The organism is Methanomassiliicoccales archaeon, assembly GCA_038740345.1.
GTDB lineage: Archaea > Thermoplasmatota > Thermoplasmata > Methanomassiliicoccales > UBA472 > JAJRAN01.
In genome coordinates this window covers 11,597-35,391 of the sequence record JAVYMA010000011.1, presented here as the reverse complement: position 1 = coordinate 35,391, position 23,795 = coordinate 11,597, and the positions used below count along the sequence as shown (strand labels likewise).

General features: G+C 48.3%; 13 protein-coding genes. 6 read left to right on the top strand and 7 right to left on the bottom strand.

Features of this window, described 5'->3' with window-relative positions; genetic code table 11:
- Window positions 1-10: 10 nt before the first annotated feature.
- The 5 genes from QW520_05130 to QW520_05110 all read right to left on the bottom strand — a co-directional run bounded on the left by QW520_05130 (window position 11) and on the right by QW520_05110 (window position 4,435).
- Complete coding sequence (locus QW520_05130; GenBank protein ID MEM0449187.1) at window positions 11-1,447, bottom strand: radical SAM protein; 1,437 nt, start codon at window positions 1,445-1,447, stop codon at window positions 11-13.
- Entirely contained in the window at window positions 1,444-2,652 is a 1,209-nt protein-coding gene (locus QW520_05125) for a glycosyltransferase family 4 protein (GenBank protein ID MEM0449186.1), read from the bottom strand. Before QW520_05125 ends, QW520_05130 begins: the two co-directional genes overlap by 4 nt.
- An 11-nt stretch (window positions 2,653-2,663) precedes the next feature.
- Entirely contained in the window at window positions 2,664-3,518 is an 855-nt protein-coding gene (locus QW520_05120) for a glycosyltransferase (GenBank protein ID MEM0449185.1), read from the bottom strand.
- On the bottom strand, window positions 3,505-3,639 hold the full coding sequence (locus tag QW520_05115; GenBank protein ID MEM0449184.1) for a hypothetical protein: 135 nt from the start codon (window positions 3,637-3,639) through the stop codon (window positions 3,505-3,507). The genes QW520_05120 and QW520_05115 overlap by 14 nt, the downstream gene beginning before the upstream one ends.
- Window positions 3,640-3,751: 112 nt before the next feature.
- Window positions 3,752-4,435 carry a hypothetical protein gene (locus QW520_05110; GenBank protein MEM0449183.1) on the bottom strand — a complete coding sequence of 228 codons (684 nt, stop codon included), beginning with the start codon at window positions 4,433-4,435 and terminating at the stop codon, window positions 3,752-3,754.
- 113 nt (window positions 4,436-4,548) lie between these two features.
- Between QW520_05110 and QW520_05105 the strand changes: the two genes are divergently transcribed.
- Genes QW520_05105 through QW520_05085 form a run of 5 tightly spaced genes read left to right on the top strand, consistent with a single transcriptional unit; the run spans window position 4,549 to window position 10,269 of the window.
- Entirely contained in the window at window positions 4,549-6,219 is a 1,671-nt protein-coding gene (locus tag QW520_05105; GenBank protein ID MEM0449182.1) for a hypothetical protein, read from the top strand.
- The gene (locus tag QW520_05100; protein ID MEM0449181.1) at window positions 6,216-7,418 is read left to right on the top strand and encodes a glycosyltransferase family 4 protein; all 1,203 of its coding nucleotides are present in this window, start codon (window positions 6,216-6,218) and stop codon (window positions 7,416-7,418) included. The genes QW520_05105 and QW520_05100 overlap by 4 nt, the downstream gene beginning before the upstream one ends.
- Window positions 7,415-8,530: a glycosyltransferase family 4 protein gene (locus tag QW520_05095; protein ID MEM0449180.1), complete on the top strand. Its 1,116-nt coding sequence runs from the start codon at window positions 7,415-7,417 to the stop codon at window positions 8,528-8,530. The genes QW520_05100 and QW520_05095 overlap by 4 nt, the downstream gene beginning before the upstream one ends.
- Before the next feature lie 50 nt (window positions 8,531-8,580).
- Complete coding sequence (locus QW520_05090; GenBank protein ID MEM0449179.1) at window positions 8,581-9,273, top strand: class I SAM-dependent methyltransferase; 693 nt, start codon at window positions 8,581-8,583, stop codon at window positions 9,271-9,273.
- A gap of 48 nt (window positions 9,274-9,321) precedes the next feature.
- A complete protein-coding gene (locus QW520_05085; GenBank protein MEM0449178.1) occupies window positions 9,322-10,269 on the top strand; it encodes a DUF1616 domain-containing protein in 948 nt (315 codons plus the stop codon).
- Between the two features lies 1 nt (window position 10,270).
- Here the strand turns inward: QW520_05085 and QW520_05080 are convergent, their stop codons facing one another.
- Window positions 10,271-16,936: a fibronectin type III domain-containing protein gene (locus QW520_05080; GenBank protein ID MEM0449177.1), complete on the bottom strand. Its 6,666-nt coding sequence runs from the start codon at window positions 16,934-16,936 to the stop codon at window positions 10,271-10,273.
- A gap of 364 nt (window positions 16,937-17,300) precedes the next feature.
- Between QW520_05080 and QW520_05075 the strand changes: the two genes are divergently transcribed.
- A complete protein-coding gene (locus tag QW520_05075) occupies window positions 17,301-18,209 on the top strand; it encodes a glycosyltransferase (GenBank protein ID MEM0449176.1) in 909 nt (302 codons plus the stop codon).
- Between the two features lie 3 nt (window positions 18,210-18,212).
- Here QW520_05075 and QW520_05070 read toward each other — a convergent pair whose 3' ends face one another.
- Window positions 18,213-23,372: a fibronectin type III domain-containing protein gene (locus tag QW520_05070; GenBank protein MEM0449175.1), complete on the bottom strand. Its 5,160-nt coding sequence runs from the start codon at window positions 23,370-23,372 to the stop codon at window positions 18,213-18,215.
- Between the last annotated feature and the right edge of the window lie 423 nt (window positions 23,373-23,795).

Here is a 23,795-nt window from a genome sequence, read left to right as displayed (position 1 = left end):
ATCTACTCACTCAATGGGCGTGCTTCATCCTATATATGAAATAGTTTTTCATCGCCTTAGCAGCATATCTTACGGCCAGATCCAAATCTTCTGGTTCTCTCATCACATGACCTATATTTCGCATCCACCAACGCGGATTGAAGTAAAGGGAACGATAAGCCAGGCTGCGCGCTTCATTCAGCTCCGTAGGCGAGAGATATTCCGTGCCCACTACGGCATCGTCTTGATAAAGTCGGCGGAAGTCCACGGCATCAGTTCCATTCCCTCCATAAACCATCTCATACAATTTCGTACCGGGATAGGGCACAGCGACATTGAACTCAGCACTGTTGGGCAACGTATCCTTTACGAATTGGATTGTTTCCTGCACCGTTTCCCAGCTCTCGCCGGGCAATCCTAAGATGAAGGAGGCAAAAGTCTTGATGCGCGCTTCCCTAGCCCAGGCGATCGCCTTTCTGGCTTGATCCACCTTGATGCATTTGTCTGTGTTATCCAATATCTTTTGGCTTCCCGACTCCACTCCATAGGATATACCGCGGCATCCCGCCTGGCGCATACGCTTCAATAGCTCTAGATCCACGAGGTGAGTGCGGGTGTTACAGTACCATCCAATGTCCATGCCTTCCTCTATCATGGCGTCGCAAAGCTGCAGCACCCTTTTCTTATCTAAAGTGAAAGTCTCATCGAAAAACGACACGGTACGAATGCCATAGCGCTGTTTGAGGTACCGCAATTCCTCCACAGTTCTTCGCGCAGATTTTGGCCTCCATTTCGTGCCCGCGACAGTGCAGAAGCTGCATTTGAAGGGGCACCCTTTTGAGGTGTATATTATAGTATAGGGCCTTCCTGCGGGTGCGGTCACGAAATACGGCTCAAGGGAGGGGAGAAGATCGAAGGCAGGTATGGGAAGCGAGTCGTAATCTTCGAGCGGGGAGGCATCAGGATTCACCTTGATTTCGTTGCCCACGCGGTAAGCGATGCCGCTCACCCCCGAAGCATCCCCGCTGCTCTCCAAGGCTTGGATCAATGAAGGCGTCACCACCTCATACTCATGCCGTATATAGAAATCCATACTAGGTGCCAGCGACATCACTTGTTTGGGCATGGTGCGTAGGGTCCAACATATTCCGACGGTAATCGTGTCCGGGTCGTTGGTCTTAGCCAGCGCGGCGGTCTTGACATCATGATCAAAGGTAGTGGGGGTAAAGCGGAAGATTACGATATCAGGGGAAAGAATCCTCAAACGCTCCTCTAAATCTTTCCATGAGAGGTTAAAGCCGTTCATGTCGAGCAGCGATACCGATTGCCCGCTTTGGCGCAGAAGGGCGCCCACCTGCAGAAGACTATAGGGTTCAAGGACAGAATAACGTTCGGTTATCTCGCACCTCTCCTCTCTAATCACAGGGATGCCTTCGAAACGAGGCGGATTAACTAGGAGTACCTTCATTCTTTTTCCTCCAGCACCATTCGGTACATCTCCGCGGTGGTAGAAGCCATTTTGGTGGCAGAGAATTGCTCGCAAACTTTGCTCCTAGCTTGATTAGCCAGGCTGGAGGCGAATTTCTTGTCCATGAGCACCTTGATCAGTGCCGCGCCAAAATTTTTCGGGTTACCCGGCTGAACCAGAATACCGTTGCGGCCACTGTCGATCATCTCCGGTATCCCTCCAACATCTGTAGCAATCACTGGTAGCTGACAGGACATCGCCTCTAGCACGGTCATGGGAAAACTCTCGGAGTAGCTGGGAAGAATGAATGCTGAGGCCATGGAATAGAGGTAGGGCATTTCGGGATACGGAACACCACCTAGAAAAACATACCTTTCCTTAGGAACTCCCAGGGAATCCAGTAGCTGTCGCCAGGGCTCTATCTTCCCCGCTCCGGCAAACACCATGAGGGCGTCAGTCTCCTCATGGATGAGAGCGAATGCTCGTATGGCTAGGTCAATACCTTTTAAGGCTATCATTCGGCCGGAGAAGAGCACGATCTCCCTGCCTTCGAGTTGGGGGAACTTTTGCGCACACTCTCTTATGGGTAGGGGACGGAACATGCTCGTATCCACACCGTTATGTACAATCCTCCAATGCCTTGGCATGCGATAGATTTTAGAATACAGTCGGCGGATGAACTCCGAAACATAGATGGCGTGATGACATCTGTAGAAGTATGCCCTCTCCAGGCTACGAAGGAGGGGAAGCATCAAATAGGTCATTTTTTCCGACCGTTCGAGCTGCCTCAAAGGCACCCTGGAGCGTCTGGTGCCCATGCGTTGCGAGTCAATAGTGGTGTGCACAGTCGTTAGTTTGGGCGTTTCCGGGTCTAGAAAGCGCAAAAAAAGGTCTGGCATCTGGGCATGATTGGCATGGAGAAGGTCGAAGCCATATCGCTTCTTTAGAGACCTAAACTTGCTGAGCATTTTGAATTGGAATTGATTATTGTAGAGGAAGTAGTCCTCTGCATATCCTAGATAATGCACATTTATCCTTTGCAGGATTTCCTTAGTTTCAGGGGTCACGATGACTTCCCCTTTTCTCTTGAGGGTTAAAACGTGCACATCTATGTTCTCTGGCATCTCCTTGGCCAGTAAAGTCACATAAGTGCCTATCCCACCCCAATTGGGCAGGAACTCAGGAGTTGCTATGGCGATCTTCATTTCACCACGAGCTAAGGTCCTTCAGGAGGATGTATCATGGCTCTCATGCGGTTCAAGTCGGTGTCTGGATCGCCGGAAAATCTTTTAGACTTGGCCAAGGAAAACCTTCTCTCCAACAGCTTGCGGAATATCATTATTCCTGAGTTGATGGGCACGAGCTTCGACTCACCTTCCCTGGGATAATATGTGATTGGGATCTCTTTTATCTTAAGTCCATTACGCACTGACACCGCGAACATCTCTGCTTCTAACTCGAAGCGCTCCGAATCTAACTCCATAGATCGGATAGCGTCCAAACGGAATCCCCATAGGCCGGTGCATACATCAGTGCATGGGTGCATGTAAATTATCGAAGCCATGAGGCTGAGGATCAAATTTCCAAAATAGTTGAGCTTCGACATGGCTCCTGGCTTGATCTCTCCCCGGAACCTAGAGCCCATCACAACATCATACCCTTCCTCAAGAGCCGCCACTACATCAGCTAAATATTTAGAAGGATAGGTACCATCACCGTCCAGCATTAATAGGTATTGGGAATCTAACAAAGTGGATAGGACATAAACATCTGAGATGGCCCCTTCCCTTCCTGACAAGGCTCGTAATACCACCTCTTGTGGTTGACTCAAGGAAAATGCCTGGCGCACTCCCAGGCCCTTGCCTTTCCCTTCTTGGATATAGACTCGTGCTCCTCGTGATATGGCCACGTCTCGAGTATCATCACTTGAATTGCCATCGACCACAATAACCTCTACACTGAACCCGCGCGCATGGAACTCTTCAAGGGGTATGGTATCAATGACCTTCCCTAAGCTGCGGCCTTCGTTGAGGGTAGGTATCATTACCACTATCTTCCTAGAGGGGGACATCAGAACCCTCTCCTAGGAAATCGCGCAGATTCTTTCTTCTCAATCTTCTCGCTCCTTTCCCTTCGCGAGCACATTCCCGCCTCCCCCCTAACGAGGCTAGATTGCTCTGCGTTCGGGCCACGAACCCGAGTAATATAGGGATTCTCTTTTTGACCTTAATAAATGTTTGTATATAAGAGTGTGCAATATTAGTTATTGTCCATTATCAAATAAGATAATACGTATTGATTCTCTTAAGAATCAAATATCATTTCGGAGAACATTTTGGAGTATGATTTTCCCTCTCTAATCAAAGCGAGGAATGCCAGAAGGAGTATCAGGCAGAATAAAGAAAATAAGATAAGTGAAGATAATGTAAGATTCTCTTCCAGGTTCAAAACGTAGAAATACGCAATTTGTGCCGCTCCTTGAATGTTGAACAATCCTAAGATACAAATACAGGCCAGTACTTCGCTCTTGCTCCTAGGTAATTTATTGGCTTTCATGAGCAAGATAGCCGTGAAAGGGATAATTGCTGCTGTTATGAGAGCGATCTCTGTCCTGATGGCGAAAAGGGTATTGAACTGGTTGAACTGCACAAAATCCATGGAAAATGGGTACCAAGGATAAACATGACCTATGTAAGTGTCAGCTAGAAGATGAGAAATCATCGAGATGCAGGCTATAACCGCCAACCACGGGCGCCACTCATGCAAGGCGGTCAAGGCCACGACACTGACTATCAGCATCACTGTTGCGCCTATTAGGGAATGACTGAAGGGCCGAAGGATAGAAAAATGTAGGAAATCAGGGAGGATAGAGAAAAAGCCTACATATGCCAAGGCCATTGGCTTCCTCTCTCCCCGGCGCAGGGATATGACAATTATTGGAAAGGACAGTAGTAGCCCGATGACAACATGACCCGGAAGCCACATCATGACCTCATGGGTGTTTTAATATAAGCCTGTGTTTGAAAAAAAGCCAATGGAAGCAAAAGAAGTGTTGATATCTTAATCAAGAGATACCTCGGTCAGAAGAAGAGAGGATAAGCTTGCAATCACGTACAAAGAGAAAGGGGATAGCGGATTGGGCTCTTATAGCGCTTACCTTCTCTGGCTTTCTTTCGGTCGTTATCTCATCCTTATCCTTTGAGATCGAATGGGTGCCTAGATTGGAGTTGGGGTTATTTCGCCTCATGCCAATCGGATATTGGCTGGGTATGATCTTAATGAGTTTGGCATTGTTATTAGGATATGTTTCATCCAGCGAACGGGCTTTCTTTGCACAAGGTCTATTTCTTTATCTTGGACTATGGTGCGCTCCTATTCTTTACTTGCGCCTACCTGAGGTTTGGGATTCCTATATGCATTATTTCTCCTCCATGGCCATAGCTGAGCAGGGAAGTCTGTTGGCGCAGGGCCTCTTCTCATATTCTGCTAATTATCCTGGTTTCTTCGTCGTAGGCTCATCCTTTCATCTTTTGGCTGATCCTGATGTGCTGCTTTTCTTGAAGTTGTACTCTCTTTTTGTTAGTGCCATCACTTTTATTGCGGTATATTTATTCGTGCGTACATATCTACCCTGGCGGGACTATCGCTTCGCTCTGATGGTCTCGATATTCGGTAACGTCTGGCTTCAGTACAATTTCTCCCCTCAATCCTTGGGTCTTATGGCTGGATTGATGGTATTTGTGTTCTTGGAGAAAAGGGGCCTACGCTGGGACATGATGGCATTGGCGGCTTTCATCTACGTCGTAGTCTCACATCCAACCACCGCACTATTTGTCGTGTCAGGGCTTATCGTCAGGGAGATTCTGGTGGCGCTTAAGACCTGGAGAGCTAATCGAAAGGGCTGGGAGCTAAGGGAAAGGCCCTGGCCAGTCATCGCTTTCATTCTCGTCTGGATAGGATGGCTTTTTACCGGAGCGAGAGAGTATTCTGGCTTTCTTTGGCGGCAAATAATCAGTAAACTCTCATTCATATTCGAGGTTCCAGAGGCTACGAGTCAGGCTGTTGGACAAAGAACAGCGGGTAATATTTTCCTGCTTGGGCCTTATTTCAGGTTGGCACTACTTGGCACCCTTATGCTTTTTCTGGTCATAGCCATGCTGCATTGGTGGCGCAGCAAGAGAAGGCGTCCATTATATGGCGGTCTTCTCGCCATGGCTTTCGTACCCATAGTTGTAATTCCACTTGACATTTTCATTTTTCAGGGTCAGGTGTACGATCGCGGATTTCTTTATTTTGCTCTCTCCGCTCCGATTCTCATAACTCTCATGTACTACAGGCGCTGGTCCTCCTGGAAGAAGATTGTGGCTTTAATAATCGCTGCAGCCGCCCTCATGTCCTGTGCTTCTTTATTTTACCAGGAAAGTTTGTATGTGGTTAGCTCTCGCTCCCTTGATATGTCAGAATTCTTGGACGAGCATGTGGCGCCGGATACGTACGTCATAGGGGGTACATATCCCGATCTCGTATGGCGAGAATCGAACTGGACGCATTTCACTAGGCTTAAGTACTGGCAAATTTACCCTCAACCCTTCGAGAACGTGACTAGGGATGGGGCCGCGGGCATGATTTTCGATCGGACTACCGAATTATGGCAGGCCCAGTGGGGGCAAATGTTCATTTACGAATTCTATCTCAATAATGCCACTAAATTCTCCAAAGTCTATGAGAGCGGAGCCTATATGATGATTTATGGGGGACGGGTTCGAGCATGAGATTGGGGCTTGTCAATCTTATAACCAAAACAGCAGACCTGCCCAAGGCAGCAGTCCCTCCTTTTGCGGCGGAAAACCTTAGGCCTACAACAGATTGCGATATAAACGTGGTGGAGTTCGCTAGACGCATCATTGAGCTGGGGCATGAAGTGCATATTTTTGCATCCGACGCGTTCATGCCATATCAACCCTGCCCCGCAGAAAAAGGATTGAGGATAGAATATCTGCCCACCTCTATGAAGTTCGTATTTCCCGCGGCTATTTTCCCTTTCACTCCTGACTTGGCTAAGATGCTGAGAAATGGTGCTTACGATTGCATTCTAAGCACTGAACTCTTCCAAAGCGGGACTATTCTCACCTGGTTCGCCACCCGGGGCACTAGCACGAGAATATTCATCTGGCAGGAGCTGGATGTGCTCATGCGCGGTCCCGCCGGTAAAGTTCAGGAGATATATTATCGCACTTTGGGTAGGAAAGTAGTCTCAGATGTGGCCGGCATAATCACTCGCTCCCTTTCAGCGCGCAAACATCTTCTGGAGAACGGAGTACCGGAAGACAAAGTAGCTCCGGAGATAGTACACTCTGGGGTCGATTGCCATCTCTTCCGACCTTTGGATAAAATGAAAGCGAGAGAGAGGTTTGGGCTACAGGAGTTTGAGGACGTGATCCTATGTGTGGGGAGGGCGCATCCTAACAAGGGTTTTGATTTGATGATAAAAGCAATGCCAAGGCTTTTGCGCGAAAGGCCTAATGCTGTGCTTGTGTTGAAAACCAATGGACCTCAACTCCTGGCATTGCAGGTTTTGGCCCAGAAATCAAGATTGGAAAACTCTATCAGATTTATATCTGAGCCCTTAAGCAGGCAAGATATGCCCTGGCTCTTCAATTGCGCAGACCTCCTTGCTATCACCAGTCGTATCGATCTGTTCCCTTTCACAGCCATTGAAGCCATCTCATGCGGCGTGCCAATAGCCACATCTTTCGCTAGAGGGCTGAAGACTGATATCGTGGACAAGGGAGCGGGCTTCATCCTCCCTAAAGATTATGAGTTGCTGGGGTTGGAGATTTCTCATTTGTTGAGGGAAAAGGGGAAGTTGCGTGAAGTAGGCATTAGAGGCAGGGAGCTGGCAGAAGCTGAATTCGATTTCAAAATCAGCGCTTCTCGGCTATGTGCAGCATTGGAGAGAGGATGTGCGTGAACCAGAAAATAAAGGTGCTCTTCATCCCTAAAGTGGAAAAGAAGGGAATCACGAGTGAACGCACCCCGAAGATGATGGAACTACTGTCTCGTTCGTTCGAGGTCAAAGGTCTTCCGATGGACCGATTGGACGCATTTGTTTTTAACCAGTCATACAACAAGCCAGCGCGGTACCTTCTCTTCCCAATGGATGTGGCCCATATCGCCTGCATGGTGATAAGAGAATTGAGAAGAGAAAAGTATAATGTTATCTTCGCAGAGGGTTCATATTATTCGCTAGCCGCTTCTCTGGCCGCTTGGTTGACACGCACCCCCCTGATTTGGGATAATCACGGCAATATCGTGACATTTTCCAAGATTCAAGGTAAATCCCGCATTTTTACGTGGGGCAATCTGATTTTCGAGCGCAGACTGCAGAGGCTTTGCTCCAAAATTCTCGTGGTCAATCAGCGCGATATGGAGGACTATGTCGATTTAGGCTTCGAGAGAAGCAAATTGGAAGTGGTGCCTACGTGCGCGGACATGATCATGGTCCGTAAAGGCATACGCAAGCGAGAACAGGCCAGATCTATTCTTGGCATACCGAATGGAGAAGTTTTAGTATTGTTCGTAGGCATGCTGACATATGCGCCCAATGCGGAAGCGGTGCAATATCTAGCATCCATCCTGCCGGAAATCAGGAAAGATTTCCCTCACCTCAATCTGTACGTGGCCGGAGCGGGCCCACCGCCGATAACACCTCCTGAGGGCATGCATTTCCTAGGATTCGTGCCAGATCTCTATATTTGGCTATCGGCGTCAGACATCTGCGTGGCGCCTATTTGGCGCGGGGTAGGCATCCTTACTAAAGTAATTGACTATCTGTCCGCAGGAAAAGCTTCAGTTGTGACCCCTTTGGCCCTCGATGGAATACCTGAGTTGAAGGATGGCGTGAACTGCCTTATCGGCCAGGATTATGAGGATTTCAAACGAAAGCTTCGACTTCTAGTGCAGGACGAGATGTTGAGAGAAAGGCTGGCGAATGAGGGAAAAGGGCTCATTGAAAACCTTTATTCTTGTGAGGTCGTCTTCCAAGCATTGCAAGAGATAGTATTGGATCTGGCCGCACAATGAGGTGTCCTGCTTAAGTATAAGAAGGGAGATGGGGTGCTCCGAGAAAAAAGATGGAGAAACATGGAAGAGCAGGGGTAGCCCTGACCTGGTTGGAAGGTGCGGCAAAGATTTTGGACTTGGGATGTGCTGAAGGGCTGTTCACTAAGCTCGCTAGCGACTCAGGGCACGATGTAATTGGGGTAGATGTGGATCGATTCTCTCTGGTCAAAGCCAAGAGCGAAGCCCCAGGCGCAGAGTTCATAATGACTTCGGGCGAGGCCATGCCTTTCAGCGACTCAGCGTTCGATATGGTTGTCATGCTCGATGTGCTGGAGCATGTGCCTTGTGAGGAAATGACAGTCAAAGAGATTGATCGAGTCCTGCGACCGGGCGGTAGATTGATAGTTAGTGTACCTAACAAAGGAACGTTCGCACACATAGACGCTCAAAATTCCCTGATCTTCGCAGCTGGTAGGAAAGTGATCAAGAATAGAGGATATGCCCCCTGGCATAAGCATTATTCTCTTGCGGAGTTGCAGAGGCTCCTGGGCGAATCTTATAAGCTTGTTCGTTTGCGTTACGGAGGCTTGCTATTGTTCCCTTTGCTTGGATATGTGCTAATGTTTACAGATTCTTTAAGGCTTCACCGCTTATCCTCTTTTTTCCGCAAAGCGGAGCAGGTCGATTTCGACAAGGACTATGGTGAGAGAAGCTGGCACCTAATGGCACAATTTATTAAACAAGATCGAGCGAAAGAAGAATAGAGCCTACTGAGAACCTTTTTTAACCTGACATACATCTTCTCGAAATGATTGGGAGGAAGGAAGCTGAGGTTGGTCCTGGCCGCACCTGGACGGCCATATGATTTGGCTCTTGTCTGCACCATATCCACCCTGGCAGTCATGCTTTCTATCTTAGGATGGCGTTCGCCAATTCTGGATCTCTTGGCCTTTCTCAGCGTTTTCTTCCTCCCCGGTTGGGCATTGACCTCAGCTATCTTTCCTGGCAAAGGCTCATCCAAGGATTCATCGAATGTGAGTCTAGATGTGGGCCAGATATCCCTTTTGGAGAGATTTATGGCTTCCATAATCCTGAGTCTGGTCCTTTTCGCCATGGGAGGTATCTCTTTGGCCTGGTCGCCTGTGGGTTTCACCTCAAGCTTTGTATTGACCGAAGTTCTGGTGCTCAACATAGTACTGTCCGCAGCTGCAATATTTCGCAGATTCATGGTGCCTGAGGAAGAAGAGTTTGAGCTGATACTTGAATTGAAGTTGGGTCGAGGAGCAATCAACAATTATGACAAGTCGGTCCTGCTGTTAGCCTTGGCCGGCCTGTTAGTCGCCATATTGCTAAGCGTGGGAACACTACAAAAAGGTATACCACCTGAAACCTATACTGAGTTTTACATAACTGGACCGGATGGGTCGCTCGGCACACTGCCGCAAAGCCTGAGGGTGGGAGAGAACGCGACGGTAATTATAACCTTTGTCAATCACATGAGAGAAGCTGAGAAGTACAATCTCACTCTAGGAGTGTTGGAAGAGGATAAGTTCACCGATTACTCCGGCTTGAATTGGTCAACAGTTCATGATTTGCTCCCCAGCAAGGCGTTTTGCGCTGACGAGACTGTCCTCGATGGGCAGACCTTCTCTCGTCAATTCCTATTTCGCTTCCTCGAGCCCGGCCAACACCGATTGTTGTTCATCTTACAGTTTGATGACCAGATGCACGAGCTCTGGCTGATCGTCGATGTCGTATGAACTACCAAATGCGTTCTGTAACCTCTAGATCTTTTAATGTTCTCTCGAAGGACAGGAGATCCATATTCTGGGTGGGTGTAGAAGCCCTTTTAGTGATGTTCTGGCTCTGAGGACGGCGCACATGCACCATCTTAACTACTTCCGCGGGAGAAACAGAACTTTTCTGCAAGGGCTTTTTTCTCGCCGTGCCTGTTTGTCCGCGATGCCAACCCCAAGTACCCGCACCAAGAGCAGCCCCAGCCAAAGCCACAGCTCCCAATAGGACCGGGAGACTGGCTCCCAGTATAACTCCATCAGATATACCAGTCTTCACATCTAGCGCGCTTTTGGGCATAGCTTGGACTATGGCCGCGGAACTCTCTCCCGCGGCATTCACGGCTGTAACCATGAAATTAACTTGTTCATCATCCGGCACATCGTGAACTGCAAAGCTGTTCATTAGCCCTGTAACTTGCCCGATTAATATTGTCCCGCTCTTAGATTTGAGGTAGATGTTATAAGCCTCTATATCCGCTCCACCATCGTAATCTGGAGCATCCCATTTGAGCACTACCATCCCATCGTAAGGGACATAGGTGAGTGAAAGCGGCGGATCGGGCAGTCCATAAGGCTTTACAGGAGGACCTTCAAGCGCCTCCCCTATACCCATAGGCGTTATGGTAGCCACTGCATATGTATAATAACGGCCGTTTATCAGCCCCTCATCCAGATAAGAGGTGCCATTGGTGCTGGCTATCATCGTCATTTCTTCTCCTGAGCTCTGACGATAGATGGTATAGCCTAGTACTTCCTCTCCAACATCATATTCTGGAGACTGCCAACTTAGAAGCACTTTTCCATCTTGCGCAGTGACCGTCAAGCCTTTTGGAGGAGCAGGTTTCTTGCTAAGGGAAACCGATGCCAAGTTGGAGAGCGCGCTCTCCCCTACAGCATTTAGCGATGAAACGCGGTAATAGACGAAGTCGCTCTTCGGCAGAGCGGTGTCAGTGAAGCTCAGCCCAGAGCTTACGGTGGTAAGTTTGGTCAATTGAGATGGTGAAGTCCCGCGATAGACTACATAGGTTATTCTTTCGCTTCCCCCATCCTGCTCAGGTTTTTCCCACGTCAGCATTACGGAATTTTTACCTTTCGTCGCCACCAAGTTACCAGGAGGAGAGGGTGGCAACAAGAGCTGCACCTTTACCTCAGGTGACGCAGGACCTTCGCCTACGGCGTTCAAAGCAGATACCTTGTAAGAATATGATATTCCGGGCGATACTTGTCCATCGATATAGGATGGAGTGTTTACATCTGTCAGCCACATCATCGGTTCTGAACCCTGTCCTCGGTAAAGGCGATATGAAACGATAATCGAGCCTCCATCAGAGGTCGGAGCAGCCCATCTCAAAGAAATCATAGCGCCGGATGTAGTTGCTTCTATCCATGTCGGAGATGAAGGGACGCTGGCCGGCAGCCTAGCACTAGCTACTTCGCACCTCATCCCCTCTCCCACCGCATTCACTGCTGATACTGCGTAATAATATTCAATTCCTGGCGTCAGACCTGTATCAAGATAGTAGGTTTCGTTGGTCAGCGCCACACAAATCAGATTTCCAGGAGCGGCTCCTCTGTAGATCTTATAATTCAGAACTGCTGTTCCACCATTATAGTTCGGAACCGACCAACTGAGAGCGATCTTATCCTTGTCCGCGACAGCCTGGAGGTTCAAAGGTGTGGAAGGCAAATCATATGTTCTTGCCCATGCCTTAGTACCCGCACCTAGGCCTTGCCCATTGAAGGCCCTGACCTCATAGTAGAACATGATGCCTGGCCCTAATCCAGAGTCCTGATACGATGAAGAGGTGACCATGGCTATCTGCACCAATTCATCGGCCGTCGAACCGCGGAAGATTACGTAACCAATTATAGAATCGCCACCATCTGTCAGGGGAGGCTGCCAGCTAAGCGATATGGTCCCCAATCCCGCAGAAGCAAATAGTAGCTGGGGGCTAGAGGGTACAGTTGCTGGGCGCGCAGATGCTAGGGGAGAAAAGCCACTCTCACCCTTGGCGTTGCGGGCGGTGATTCGGTAATGATATTCGACGCCATTGATAACGCTCGAATCCGTGAATTGAAGTACGTTGCCTAGCGAGGCATAGGGAATCAGCTCATCGGGCGAGGTCCCTCTGTATACGACATATCCCTCTATGCTGAAACCGTTATCGAATAGCGGGGCGCTCCAAGACAGCTCCACCTTTGAATCCGCACCTATTGCAGTAAGGCTCCTGGGGGAGGAGGGCACAAAGCCTGGGACACAGGTGACCTGGGGCGACAATGCTCCTACTCCCACTTCATTAACCGCCGCCACGGCATAATATACCTGCTGACCGTTCGTAAGACCCTCGTCTACAAAGGTCAGAGCTTGACCCACTGTAGCCACCATAGAAAGGCTATTCGGTGAAAGTCCACGATAGATTCTATAACCAATGATAGCCGCGCCGCCATCATTCTCCGGAATAGACCAGCTAAGTGTGCATACAGAATTGCCCGGTATGGCTTGAAGTTCTAATGGTTGGCTGGGAGGTCCTACCGGTAACACTGACACCTCATTAGATGGCTCACTTTCTCCTGCTGAATTCAGCGCTGTTACGGTGTAGCGATAGATCTGGCCGTTGGTCAGGTTGGAGTCCATGAAGTAAACGTCTTCGAGTACCCTGATAAGCGACATACTTCCTGTCCCTACTGCTCTATATAATCTGTATCCAAGCAGGGGTGAGCCGCCGGAGACGAGCGGAGAAGACCATGATAAAGTGGCACATCCATCCCCTGCCAGAGCAATTAAGGAAAGGGGAGCTGATGGCACCTGAGCTGAGGTTGCTGCCGCAACTACTTCTGATAGAGAGCCTTCCCCAGCTACATTGATGGCCGAGACGCGATAATAATATATTTGTCCGTTCACTAGACCCGAATCCATATAATATGTATCGTTGGATATCGAGGCTATAAGGGCTAGATTTTCTGAAGACGCACCTCTGTAAATCCTGTATCCTGTTACCTTAGAACCACCATCTGAGGTCGGAGCCGTCCAAGTCAAAGTGATGCTGTCCTTGGAGGCGGAGGCTATCAGTCCCCGAGGGGCAGAAGGGACAAGCACGGAGGTGGTGGTGGAGGCTATAGGGCTCGATCCCCCTTCTCCCACCGCATTAACCGCGCTCACCCTGTAATAATAGGTCGTTCCGTTAGATAGGCTTGCATCGACAAAGCTGAGAACTGGGCCCAGCGTTGCGATCAATGATTGAGAAGTCGTGGATGTGCCACGATAGAGGCGATATCCCGTTATTGGCGTTCCGCCGTCAGAGGCGGGTGGGGACCAGCTAAGGGTCACGCTGCGTACTCCTCCCACGCCGGAAAGAGAGAGCGGCTCTGAAGGCAGGGCAAAGGTAACACAGGAAACCTCTGCCGATAAAGCTCCTTCCCCCGCTGAGTTTGTGGCAGAAACCTTGTAATAATAGACTGTGCCATCGGATAGCCCCACATCTGTGTAACTGTTCACATTTCCCAACGTGGCCACTGGTGCATATCCTGCATCACCCGTGTTGATCGCTCGGTACAGCTTATATCCTGATAACGAAGCCCCACCATCATTGGCGGGAGGGGACCAGGATAAAAATGCGCATTTTACCCCACCGCTTGCCATCAATGACAAGGGTGCTGAGGGGACGACAATTAAGGTTGGTTGCGCTTCGGTGGTGAATGTGCTGATATAAGAAGAGGACAGGGCATTGCCCGCTACGTCACGAGCGGCAACGCTGATCTGGACAGTATAGGTGGTGGCATAAGACAGCGTGGTTGAGGGAGAGAATGTCACCACCCGATTCTCATCCTCCCAAATGAAGCTGCCAGCAACATTCGAGGTCCCGGAGAGGGAAAAGGCGGATTGCGCGCTATTGATATCCATGCTTTCGTTGAAAACTATCCTGATCTTCGTGGTTATGGATACCGAAGTGGCTCCAGGCGAGGGTGAACAGGACACGACATGAGGAGGATAAACGTCAGCCGCAGTGGACAATGAGGTCGTAACTCTATCGTTGCTTCCATAGCTGCGGGTGAAGGATATGCTTCCATCCTGTGCTGCAATCTTCGTGTCCACCTTCACGGAATTCACAAATATATCATAGCTCTTGCCAGGGGCATATCCACGAAGGATTATTTCCGTACTCCCTCCAGTAGAGCTGACGGTCAGATCCGCATTGGGGCCAAGTGAAGACAAGCTAATGGTGGCGCTGCCGGTTAAGCGCTGATATACCTTGATATCATCGACTCGATTGAGCTTGGAGGTCTTCTCAGGATCGATTCTACCCGAGAATTTGGCGTAGCCATCCGCCGAGTAGGTCATATCAGACAGTTTGGTGACTCCAGGGCCCGGAATATAGTAGGATCCGCTCGGTACCCTGAGGTCGAAGGTGTTTGAGGTGGCGTGAAGATTGGTGATGGTGAAGGACGACAAATCCGCAGTCGCTGTAATCGTAGCCGAGCCAGCGCCTTTAGTCACAAGCATCTGTGCGGCGGTTGTGATGGAATTCGACAAGGCTAGATCCAATGTGTCCACCGTTACTGTCCTGACGTCAGAATCGCGCGTACAACCCATGGCTTTGAACATTTCCTCTGCCATGCGCAGATAACGCAGCTGCGAATCGTAGGAATCATACGAGAGAAGAGTGACATGGAAACCGTATTTGGCAGCCCCGAATAGCACAGAATAGACATCCAATTGATCATTAGTATTGCCCGTGGCATAATTCTGATAGACAAGTATTCTTGGTCTATAGGTTTCTGGAATCATGTTCACGAAGTTCATAGTGGAATGAACATGCTTTACCAGATCGGTACCATAGATGCTTGAAGGCTCGTAACCCTCGAGAAGGCAAATATCTGCGGCAATGCTGAGATGCAGCAGGCCTGTGAAGGGATTAGCGATTACATAGTCCCAATAGCCAGAGGCATAGGACTCTTGCACCAAGCGTAAATAGCCGTCCAAAAGGAAATCGGATCTCTGCTGATAATCATTCTTCAAGCGATTCTCCGCGGTCCAAAGATTCATCTCATCCCAGAATACTCCTTTGGTACCTGTCCACCAGGCCATGTAGGGGTCGTTGTTTATGAGTTGCCATCTGTATGTACCTGGTGTATTATAAGGACCGCTCACAGGATTGCATATGACCTTGGTTCCGTCATTGGTAAGCATCGGAGCTCCTGAGGAAGTGATTATCTGCCATGAGTAGGGAACGTTGGCAGCATCTCCTGGGTTCGTATTGGAGATCTGTGAGGATTTGTAGTTCCAATTTATTTGATTAGGGTTCTTGGAATAGGTAGCTAGCTTGATTTCGCTGTTCTCCACGTAGGAACGGAATGTACTCGTCCACGAGCCCAGATCCATTACGGCTAGAGGGAAGATGGGTGTGTTATGATTCCCCCAGGCAGAAGCTATCTTGGGCGCCACCCATTGAGCGTATCCCACATTATAGCCTCTCTGCTTGCCGTCCGAATATTTGTAGGGTCGACAGAACATGTGGAAAGTCTCCTCAGTTCCCAAGGCTACATTGGGAACGACAGAATTCTTGGAGGAGAACTTCAACGCCATGACCGAAGCTCCGCCCGTTCCGCAATCCTTCATCCATACTGGAGAATACAGATAGGCTACTGTTTCGTTATATCCCCATTCCACCCCTAAATTCTTCCCTGGTACGCGGAGGTCGCAGGCGGGTGCGAACATCTTGAAGGATGGATACCATCCTCCAAAGCCATACCCATCTGGAGTATCTTCTGCATAGCCTGGTATATATCGATTGAAGCGTCCAGTAGCGGTATTCACCAGGCTATAAAGTGAATTGGAGGCGGAGTACAATCCTATGAAATATGTGGTCAAGACTTTCTTAGTTCCCGGTTTGTAGGTGACATCTAGCTCGAAATAATCACGATAGACGCGGAAAGACTGATTTAGTGAGAACTCAGGACAGGACTCGATGAACCATACGTTGTTGCCTGAGCGCCCCCAGGATGATATGGTCATAGAAACAGAATCAAGGGCGTTGCCATTTGCATCGTAAGTACCATCACCAGCGTATTGAGGATTAACACGCCGGTAGCGAATGAAGTCAGTGCAGAAATAGGGTTGTATGCGGTAATCCACAAAAGAGGTAGAAAAATCTACTTTTATTGCATATTCTTCAGTCCAAACAGTGATCAGGGTCCCTGATACTGTTATAGTAAGGTTAGAGGATAAGGCTCCAAGTGTGAAATCCTCTGAATTGGGGACAAATTCCAATGCGGTGCCTGTACTGCCAGCGCTATCTAATGCAGCCGTTGCGGGGATAGCCATGAAGAGGGGGGCGCATGGGCCCAAAAGGAAAATGAAGGTGAAAAGGATGGAAAAGAATCTTGCCAGGCGTATAGACGCCGAACGGTCCAGGACTTTTATTCCCTTCTTGAAAAGTCTGGCCTTCTCCGGCTCCTTCCCACTGAGCAGTCTAGCGCCACGGGCCAATGCCTGGCGGAAAAATGACAGCGGTGATTGGGTGCTCCTTGTCACTTCTTGATTACCTTTGGTTTCGAAGCAGAACGACTCATTATCCTCTTTAAGGGAAGAGCTCGGTGCTTTTGCTTCGTTAATCGTATCGCTCCCAATCATTTTCATCCTCTTCCTGGCTCTGTGCAAAGACCTATGTTGCTGGGGAAGCGTCTCCCCATTAGAGGTTAGGACCTTATTGTCATCTCAGTCCTTTCACCCTCTGCTTCCTATCTAGAAACCTTACCGCATAATTTCCATTATAAATTGAATCACCTAGATATCAGGGTTGATAATGCCTTTTTGAAAATTCACTTATTTTTATATTGAATTCCTATATCCAGCCAGGAAAATTTTTACAAGCCCTTCGATAAATGAAAGAGCGTCATTATCATTTTTCGAATAGATAATATCGAAGTAAATGATAGGGTCTCCGAAATGATTTTCATTTCTCATAGGGATGCACATGAAGAGCTGAGGAGATAATCTGAATCCTGAGGAAGTCTCAATCGTGATATGCACCTACAATCGCAAGAAATGGCTTCAGAGATGCTTGCAAGCAATTGAGAAGCTTTCCCCACCACCAGGTGAAATAGTGGTAGTTGACGGCCCATCCTCAGATGGTACCAGAGAATTCTTAGAGAAATTGGAAAGAGCAGAGAAAATAAAATTGGTAACTCAACCCAAACTCGAAGGTATATCTATCGCTAGAAATCTCGGAATGGAGAAAGCGAGGGGCAAGGTAGTTTGTTTCATCGATGACGATGCAATCCCTTGTCCAGAATGGATGATCAGCTTGATCTCAGGTTACGATTCCCCTAAAGTGGGCGGAGTAGGAGGTCCAGTCTACTACATGGATGGTACCTTGGCCATAGGGAGGAGCGCCATAAACTATTATGGTGATTGGTTCGACGCATCTCGTGGGCATGATCTGACGGGTTTGCTTCCTATAATGGTAGGTTGTAATATGTCCTTTCGTACCGAGATCCTGCGAAGAATCGGAGGCTTTGACCCCTACTTCCGCTACCATCAGGACGAAGCAGATGCCTGCCTGCGCGTTCTCCGCACAGGTCATGAAATACGTTATGTGGAAAAGGCAGGCGTGAGGCATGAATGGTGCGAAGGCTCCTATCGCAAGGATCGCTTGAAATGGTATCTGCGCCTTAGGTATATGTATGGCAGGAACAACGCTCATTTGGTGCACAAGAATTTCCCTGAAAAGGTGAGCTTCTTCTCATACATGGCTCATCAAATCGATTTAGCGGCAACGCGAAGGTCGACGAGGACCATATCTCCAAGCTCAGAAGTTGCAGTAGAGACCGATAAACTGCCTAAGATTCTAAGCTTGGTTGGCGCGGCCTTCGAACTTTTCGGAACGGGCATCGGCTGGAGATGACGGTCATCTTTTTCTCTTGAGCTGCACTCCTTTATCCTCGTCATTCTTAGAGTCCCTTTTAGAGGCCCGAATCAGCCATATGCCGATGATCAGGATCGTGAGAAGGATCACACCACCACCACCGATGATAGCACCTCCATACTCTCCAACCCAACTCTTTTCCATGGCGCGCCCTTCCCCAAGCGAAGGATCGGATAGGACTGTTGCCTGAGCGATTTCCGAAGGAATTCCTGTGCCCATCTCATTCATAGCCGCAACGATATAACGATAGGTGACATTGGGCATGAGCCCCGCGTCGATGAATTTGAATTGATGGGAGGAGAGGATGGCCACGATCTGGAATGGACCCAGCTCTATAGCGCGGTAAACTACATATTCCAAAATCGGTGCCCCACCATCATTAGATGGCTCTGACCATATGAGGGTAACATTCTTCCATCCCCCCTTCACAAGGAGAATTTCTGGTTTATTGGGCACATCGGGCACGCGGATAATGGCTCCCACTCCTGTCCCTTCTCCCACTTCGTTGAAAGCGCGAAGTTGGTACTCATGAAAACTTCCAAGAGCTAAGAATTCCAAAATGCATTCAGTGACATTTGCCCCCAACTCCCTTGTCAGGATCCAAACACCATCGATTTTTTCATAGATTCGATATCCCAGTATGGCCGAGCCATTGTCTTCCTCAGGTTGTGACCAACTCATGATAACAGAATTGCGATGGATACTTATCGAAAATTCGACAGGCGCTCCGGGCACATTCCTAGGGATAGCGCTCACCGAGGAAGTCGGAACCCCTTCATAGGCATAATTGAAGGCCGATACTGAATAATGGTACTCTCTCCCATTGGTAAGATTGGTATCGATAAATTTGGTGGTCTGGACTTTAGCCAGGATCTCCATAGGTTCTGATTCCATGCCCCTATAAATTACATAGCCAATTATAGGGCTCCCACCGCTTTCTTGCGGCGGTGTCCATTGCAATTCAATCACTCTATCTCGAGATATCGCCGTTAGTGAAAGAGGTGAAGAAGGGGGTTGACAACTCGTTGTTGCCTGTACCACTTGTGAAGCTTCACCTTCTCCGGCGCCATTCAAAGCTCTGATCAAATAAAAATATGTGGCATTATTTGCCAGTCCACGATCGAAATATTCTAAACCATCTTCAACAAACGCCAGGAAGCTCCAACCACCATAAATCGCCGAGCGATATACACAGTATCCCATTATGGAGCTTCCTCCATCATCTATTGGTGCTGACCAGCTAATTTTTATCTCACCATTTCCTCCTATTGCCTGAACCTCCGAAGGCGCTGAAGGCGTGGTCATTGGTCTGCACTTGGCGACCTTGGAAAGCGCGCCTTCCCCCGCCCCATTCACAGCGCTTACACGGTAGAAATAGGTAACCCCATTCTCCAATCCCAGGTCCAGATAGGATAGTGAGGTGGTATTAGCAATGTGTGAAATTGAATTCTCCGTCTTTCCTCTATAAATCTTATACCATTGAATCGCGAGTCCCCCATCCGATTGAGGTGGTGACCAGGTCAGAAGAATCTGACGGTCTCCTGATGTGCCCATAACGAAAATAGGCTCTGTTGGCACCGCTCCGGGTTTCGCCCAAACCTCAATGGATTTAGGTCCTGTTCCAGCTTCGTTCACGGCTGCGACCACATAATAATAAGTCACGCCATTGGTGACGTTGACATCATCAAAGTAGGTTGATCCCACTGTAATATAATAAGAAGCGGCTCCGCTTACGGTGCCTCGATATATCTTATAATTTATAATTGGTGCCCCGCCATCGCTCGAGGGTGCAGACCATCGAATGCTCACCTTGCCTAGATAAGGGGTGGCCGACAAATCTATGGGAGCGGCAGGGGGCTCTGCTGTCTTTGCAAAAGCATAAGTGGAAAGTGCCCCCTCTCCAGCAGAATTCACTGCGCTAACTCTATAGTAATAAGTGGCGCCGTTAGGCAGACCGGTGTTCTGGTAGAAGCTGATGGCAGATATAGAGGCTATTAGCGTGAACGGTCCTGAGGCAGAAGTTGCCCTGTAAATCCTATAACCAGTTATGGTGGATCCACCATCAGAACTAGGAGGGTTCCAACTTAGCGTTATTTGTCGCACACCTCCTTGAGCAAGGAGATTAGTAGGAGCTCCTGGGGGAGTGGGGTCAGGTGGTGGCGGGGAATTTGAAATAGTCGTGAATTGAGAGGTGAAGGTCGTTGCCAGCCCATTCCCGGCCAGATCCTTTGCCCCCGTGCCCACGTTTATGGTATAAATAGTGTAATAAGAGAGGGATGAACTTGGAATGAATCGCACGGTTCGAGAGTTAATCCAATAGAATGTTCCCATAACAGTACTTGAACTATTTTTAAGAGAGAATGACCCTTCCACAGAAGTTTTGTCCATATCCTCGCTGAACTCCACTATTACTTGAACACTCACGCTAACGTCAACATCACCGTTCGAAGGTGAACAGGAAATAACGTTAGGCTTTATGGTATCTGGAACTGGAACTGTGGTGAATTGAGAGGTGAAGGTCGCTGCCAGCCCATTCCCGGCCAGATCCTTTGCCCCCGTGCCCACATTTACAGTATAAGTCGAAGAGTATGAAAGAGTACTAGCGGGAGTAAAGATCATTGCTGAGCCCGAGGCCCATGAAAATTTCCCACTCACCTTACTTCCCGCCAGAGTCAGGGCAAACACTTCTTCCACAGAGGTCTTATTCATGTCTTCACTGAAGGTCAATGTGACTGTGCTTCCAATGGATATCCCAGTAGCGCCATTGACTGGAGTGCAGGACAATATGGTAGGCTTGGTCGTATCATTTACCTGGGTGTGTACATTCACCTTTAAGACATCTGCTGTCCCGAATGCTCTCTCGAAGCTCAATGTGCCATCGGCGCTGGATGTTACGGTGTTTACCACGACCCCATTCACAATAATGTCGAAGGCGGTATTGGCTTGCATACCCCTCAGTGTGAATGCCGTGGTGCCACCAGTGGATGCTAAGTTCATCTCAGCTGAGCTGGAAGAGAGAGAAACAAGACTCACTCCAATGCTGCCTGTTCCCTTTTGATTTACTTGGACTTTATTGTTCTTGACGATTTCCCCGGTTTTCTCCGCGCCAATCGTTCCTTGATATGTGCCCTTTCCGTCGGTTGTAAAAACCATGGCTCCACTGGTCTGGACATTACTACCCGATTGGTAAAGATTAGAAGTGGTGAAAGCGATTTTGAAAGCTGTTGAACTCGAGCGAAGATTCGTCAATTTAAAGATGTTAGGGCTACCAGAATGAGTAATGGTGGGCGAGCCTGAGCCTTTCATTACCAACATATCTGCAGACGTTATTTTGGTGGTGGTATAAGCCATATCTAATGTGTCCACCGTTACTGTCCTAACATCAGAATCGCGCGTACAACCCATAGCCTTGAACATTTCCTCTGCCATACGCAGATTATGCATCTGTGAATCATAGGAGTCATAGGATTGCAAAGCTACATTGAAGGAATATTTAGCCGCTCCGAAAAGAATGGAATAGACGTCTTCTTGATCGTAGGAATTTCCAGTGGCGTAATTCTGATACACTAAAATGTTAGGCCTATATTGAACAGGTATGTTGTTGACAAAATTCATCGTGGACCAGACATGCTTGGTAAGATCTGAACCATAGGTGCTTGATGGAGCATATCCTTCAATGATGTTGAGATCGGCCACCATGGATAAATGAAGTAAGGCGCTGAATGAGTTGGCTATGATATAGTCCCAATAACCGCTAGTCTTGCTTTCTTTCATCAACTTTAGATACCCATCGTAAATAAATTCAGGGCGCTGCTGGTAATCGTTTTTCAAACGGTTTTCTGCCGTCCAGAGATTTATCTCATCCCAAAAGACTCCGCGAGAACTAGTCCACCAGCTCTGTTGCGGATCGTTGTTTATTAGTTGCCACCGATACGTACCAGCAGTGGTATATGGGCCACTCACAGGATTACACATCACGCTGCCATCTGCCATAACCATAGGGGTACCGCTGGAAGTATAGATTTGCCACGAGGTGGGAACATAAGCAGGCGTATCTGGAATGGTATTAGACTGTTGAGCGCTTTTATAGTTCCAATTGATTTGGTTTATATTCTCTGAATATGTCGCCACTTTTACCTGGCTGCTCTCAACCCAAGAGCGAAATGAAGAACTCCATGAGGCTGTACTCATAATCATTAACGGGAAGGCGTTGACATCATACGAGCCCCAATAAGACGCGATCTTGGGCGCCACCCATTGAGCGTAGCCAACATTATATCCCCTTTCCTTTCCATCGGTGTATTTATAAGGTCGGACGAATGCATGAAACGTAGTCTCCTTCCCTAGACCGATATTAGGCACTATCGAATTATATGAAAAATATTTAATCGCAAAGGCTGAGGCACCCCCAACACCACCACTCAACCATATGGGCGAATAGATATAAGCAACAGTGTCAGAAAAACCCCACTCAGCTCCCAATATGCCGCCGGGAACACGGACATCGCAAGCAGGTGCATACATCTGGAAAGATGGATAGTATCCTCCGATTCCGTTACTAGCTGGCGTGTCCTCTGGGAATCCTGGCACATAACGGTTAATCTTACCTGCCATGAGATTATAGATGGAACCACTTGAGGAACAAAGAGCAATATAGTATGTGGTCAGCACATTTTTGGTGCCTGGTTTATAAGTTACATCCAACTCAAAATAATCACGGTAGATATTGAAAGACTGTTTGATGCTGAATTCTGCACATGACTCAATGAACCATACGACATTTCCCTCTTGTCCCCAATTGGTTATGGTCATGGCAACGCCATCGAGAGCGTTACCATATTGGTCAATGGTTCCATCTCCCGCATATTGGGGGTTCACTCTTTTATATCGAATATAATCGGTGGTAAAATAAGGTCTGATTTGATACTCAATGAAGCTAGTTGAATAGTCCGCAATGATGGCGTATTCCTCCGTCAACACTTTGTATTTGTTTGTCATGGCAATTACGGTCAGGTTCGCTGAGCGTACGCCTATGGTGATGTCATCACCAATAACCTCCGTTGTTCCGGGTGATGGCTCACCTTCTCTTGTTGTTATTATATATTCAGAAGCCGAAACCCAGGGAAAGAGATTCAGGGACAAAATAATTAGCACCGAGAAAAGAGCTAAAAAAGCGCTTTTTGCAAATCTGCGAAAGGGTACAGAACCGCAAATGGCAAACCATTTGATTGGATGCCTTGTTTTTAATGACAAAGGACGAATTTTTAGGTGCCCCTCCTTTTTGAACTCATCCCTGAACGAATTTAACTCCCTTCTCTTTCTCAAGTGCATCCCCTTGAAATCATTATTTATCCATCCCATCCCGCCTAGCCATCCCCACGGCTTTAATTTCCCACTATTCCACTATTTTTGGAAGAAGGTCAGGGCAGCAGCAATATTATCGAAAGTGGTAATGTTCGAGCGTATTTATTTGTTGCGCATGCCTCACGCTTACAAATATTCTACGCGCTCATAAGGGAGATTTTAAAACTCATGTGGAATATCTATTCAAGTGAATTTACTATG

Excerpts from the sequence above, each read along its gene's own strand:
- QW520_05090 (MEM0449179.1), top strand. The coding sequence starts at position 8,581 with ATGGAGAAACATGGAAGAGCAGGGGTAGCCCTGACCTGGTTGGAAGGT.
- QW520_05125 (MEM0449186.1), bottom strand. The coding sequence starts at position 2,652 with ATGAAGATCGCCATAGCAACTCCTGAGTTCCTGCCCAATTGGGGTGGG.
- QW520_05130 (MEM0449187.1), bottom strand. The coding sequence starts at position 1,447 with ATGAAGGTACTCCTAGTTAATCCGCCTCGTTTCGAAGGCATCCCTGTG.
- QW520_05120 (MEM0449185.1), bottom strand. The coding sequence starts at position 3,518 with ATGTCCCCCTCTAGGAAGATAGTGGTAATGATACCTACCCTCAACGAA.
- QW520_05110 (MEM0449183.1), bottom strand. The coding sequence starts at position 4,435 with ATGATGTGGCTTCCGGGTCATGTTGTCATCGGGCTACTACTGTCCTTT.
- QW520_05080 (MEM0449177.1), bottom strand. The coding sequence starts at position 16,936 with ATGATTGGGAGCGATACGATTAACGAAGCAAAAGCACCGAGCTCTTCC.
- QW520_05100 (MEM0449181.1), top strand. The coding sequence starts at position 6,216 with ATGAGATTGGGGCTTGTCAATCTTATAACCAAAACAGCAGACCTGCCC.